Source organism: Mesorhizobium sp. PL10 (assembly GCF_053714315.1).
In genome coordinates this window covers 1-673 of record NZ_JBSKBR010000173.1, presented here as the reverse complement: position 1 = coordinate 673, position 673 = coordinate 1, and the positions used below count along the sequence as shown (strand labels likewise).

1 protein-coding gene is annotated in these 673 nt (G+C 66.9%); it reads left to right on the top strand.

Features of this window, described 5'->3' with window-relative positions; translation table 11 throughout:
* Positions 1-438: 438 nt before the first annotated feature.
* The coding region (locus ACWGTO_RS33710) for a helix-turn-helix domain-containing protein (protein WP_454578985.1) at positions 439-673 on the top strand (235 nt) is incomplete at its 3' end.

Genomic DNA, 673 nt, shown 5'->3' with positions numbered 1-673 from the left:
CCCTGGACATCTGTCCGGGCTGCGGCGGCGCCATGGCCTCGCTCGGCCCGATCCCGCGCAAAGCCCCGACCTGGCCAGACACCTCATGACACGCCGCGCACCGACACGCTCGCACCGTCCATCCCGGCGTCTGCTACAGTCGCCGCCGGGCCTTTGCGCGCCGCTAGTCAAAGTCGCAGCCAGCAACGCTGCACCTCAGCGTCAACGACCCAAATGGCGCCCTCTCGCGCGTCCGCCCCAGAGCGATCGGCGAGCCCGCTCCGGCACCTCGGGCACACTGTCGAGCCCTAAATCCCCATAGCCCCACCCGCCATCCCGCGGTTCAGTTCAATCAGGCTTCAATGTAGTCGCGACCCATGCGTGCCCGCCCAATCGCGCCCGCGACCACACAGAACCCTCCAGATTCATCATGTCGGCTGGATATGGAGGCCAGCAGGCATGGTTAAAGCCATATCGGAGGATTTGCGTTCGCGAGTGATCGCAGCGGTTGGGGGTGGCCTGTCGCGGCGGGCCGCGGCGGATCGTTTCGGTGTTTGCGTGGCAAGCGCGGTCCGCTGGGTCCGCGAATGGCGAGAGAGCGGCGCGACGCGAGCAAAGCCCCAAGGCGGAGAAAAGCGCTCCCAGCGGATCGAAGCCTATCGGGATACGATCCTGGCGGCGATCGAAGGTCAGG